At 74.5% G+C, this 2,297-nt stretch carries 2 protein-coding genes; both read left to right on the forward strand.

Features of this window, described 5'->3' with window-relative positions; all coding sequences use genetic code 11:
- Positions 1-206: 206 nt before the first annotated feature.
- Positions 207-929 carry a FadR/GntR family transcriptional regulator gene (locus tag ACFU6K_RS37155; protein WP_380670793.1) on the forward strand — a complete coding sequence of 241 codons (723 nt, stop codon included), beginning with the start codon at positions 207-209 and terminating at the stop codon, positions 927-929.
- 64 nt (positions 930-993) lie between these two features.
- Positions 994-2,235, forward strand: a complete 1,242-nt coding sequence (locus ACFU6K_RS37160; RefSeq protein WP_380670795.1) for a CynX/NimT family MFS transporter — start codon at positions 994-996, stop codon at positions 2,233-2,235.
- Positions 2,236-2,297: the final 62 nt, after the last annotated feature.

Here is a 2,297-nt window from a genome sequence, read left to right on the forward strand (position 1 = left end):
CCCCTGCCGGGGCGCGGGGATTTGCTGTCTGAGGAGGAGGCGCGCCCGGAGGTCCGGGGCGGGGCCCCAGGCGGACATGTCGGGTGGGGTGAGGCCGATCGGGGGTTCAGGGGCTGGTCAGGGGCGGGTTGTAGGATGACCGGGCAAGCGGTTGTAGGATGACCGACGACTGGTGTCGACGTGTGCGGTGCGAAGGGAGGTCCGGTATGAGCGGCGGTCTGCAGGCAGCCGGGCGGCGTTCCCTGGTGGACACCGCGATCGAGCAGTTGCGGGAGCAGCTGGCGGGCGGGGCGTGGCCGGTCGGGTCGCGGATCCCCACCGAGCACGAGCTGGCCGAGCAGCTGCGCGTCGGGCGGAACACCGTGCGGGAGGCGATCCGGGTGCTGGTGCACGCCGGGATGCTGGTCTCCCGGCAGGGCGAGGGGACCTTCGTCCGCTCCACCAGCGATCCGGCGTCCGTGCTGCGCGGCGTCCAGCGCTCGGGCATCCGGGACGTCCTGGAGGTCCGTGCGGCGCTGGAGACCGAGGGCGCCCGGCTGGCCGCGCTGCGGCACACCCCCGAGGACGTCCGGCGGATGCGCGCCGCGCTGGCCCGTGAGGCCGAGGTGTTCGCGGCGCACCCCGAGCGGGCGAGCCGCGAGGCCACCGTCGAGCACGACCTGGAGTTCCACACCGCCGTCGTCCAGGCCGCGCACAACCCCGCGCTGGCCGAGGTGTACCGCTACTTCGGCGCCTCCGTCCGCGAGGCGATGACCTCCGCCTTCGGCGACCACGACATGCCCGAGGCGGTCGTGGCCACCCACGAGGCGCTGGTCGACGCGATCGAGAGCGGTGACCCGGACCGGGCCGAGGCGGCGTGTCGTGCGCTGCTCGCCGGCCCGACCGCGGCCGTCGAGCAGCTGCTCGCGGCCATCGCGGCCCGGAAGTAGGACGGCGCGAGCCTCCCTTCCGCCGTCCGCTTCCCACGCACATTCACGAAAGAACAGCACACCCATGGCCGTCACCCGTGCCCAGCAGCCGGTTGTCACCGCTCCTGCCCCGCTCCCCGGCCGCGCCCGGCTGGCCCATCCGCTGCTGCTGCTGACCGGCATCGTGCTGGTCGCGCTGAACATGCGCGCCTGCCTGGCCGCGGTCTCCCCGATGGTCGGCGAGATCCAGCGGACCTTCGGCCTCTCCGCCACCGCGAGCGGTCTGATCACCACCGTCCCGGTGCTGTTCCAGGGCGTCGGCGCCCCGCTCACCCCCCGGCTGACCCGCCGCTTCGGCGCCGAGCGGGTGGTGCTCGGCGCGGTGCTGGTGCTGGGCGCGGGCGTGCTGCTGCGGGTGCTGCCCTCGGTGGCGGCCCTGTACGCGGGCTGCGTGGTGATCGGCGTGGCGATCGCGGTGCTGAACGTGTCGATGCCGGGCCTGGTCAAGCGCGAGTTCCCGGACCGCGCGGCCACCATGACCGGCGTCTACTCGACCACCATGCTGGTCGGCGCCACGCTCGCGGCCGGCACCTCCGTCCCGCTGGAGCACGCGCTCGGCGGCGGCTGGCGGGCCTCGCTCGGCGCCTGGTCACTGCTCGCGCTGGTCGCGGCGGTGGCCTGGCTGCCGCAGGTGCTGCGCTCCCGCCAGGAGCGGCAGGGGGCGGTGGCCGCGGCCGCCGCGCCGGCCAAGCCGATCGAGGGGATCTGGAAGTCCGCGCTGGCCTGGCAGATCAGCCTCTTCATGGGCATCTCGTCGCTGCTGGTCTACACCCTGGTCGCGTGGATGCCGACCATCCTGGCCGAGCACGGCATGGACCGCGGCCAGGCCGGACTGGTCTTCGCCTTCTCCAACCTGGTGCAGGTGGCGGGCGCCTTCCTGGTGCCGCTGATGGCCGGCCGGATGACCAGCCAGCGCGCGCTGGCGGTGGTCATGGTCGCCCTGAACGGGCTGGGCATCGCGATGCTGCTGGTCGCGCCGGTCTCCGCCGCGTGGGTGTCGGCGACGATCCTGGGTGTGGCCCAGGGCGGTTCGCTGGGCCTGGGCCTGGCGTTCATCGTGCTGCGCACCAGCACCGCGGCCGGTGCCGCCCAGCTGGGCGGGATGTCGCAGGCGATCGGCTACCTGGTCGCGGCGGCCGGCCCGGTCGGCGCGGGTGCGCTGCGCCAGCTGACCGGCGGTTGGGAGACCCCCCTGGTGCTGATGCTGGTGCTGGTCCTGGTGGTCGGCGCGGCCGGCTGGGGCGCGGGCCGCAACCGCACCCTCTGAGCCGAGCGCGCACTACAGCTCCGGACGGCGGTGAGCCCCGGACACCCTCACAGGTGTCCGGC

Origin of the sequence: Kitasatospora sp. NPDC057512 (assembly GCF_042802135.1) — a bacterium.
Lineage (GTDB): Bacteria > Actinomycetota > Actinomycetes > Streptomycetales > Streptomycetaceae > Kitasatospora.

Coding starts and splice junctions, on each gene's coding strand:
- ACFU6K_RS37155 (WP_380670793.1), top strand. CDS start 207: ATGAGCGGCGGTCTGCAGGCAGCCGGGCGGCGTTCCCTGGTGGACACC.
- ACFU6K_RS37160 (WP_380670795.1), top strand. CDS start 994: ATGGCCGTCACCCGTGCCCAGCAGCCGGTTGTCACCGCTCCTGCCCCG.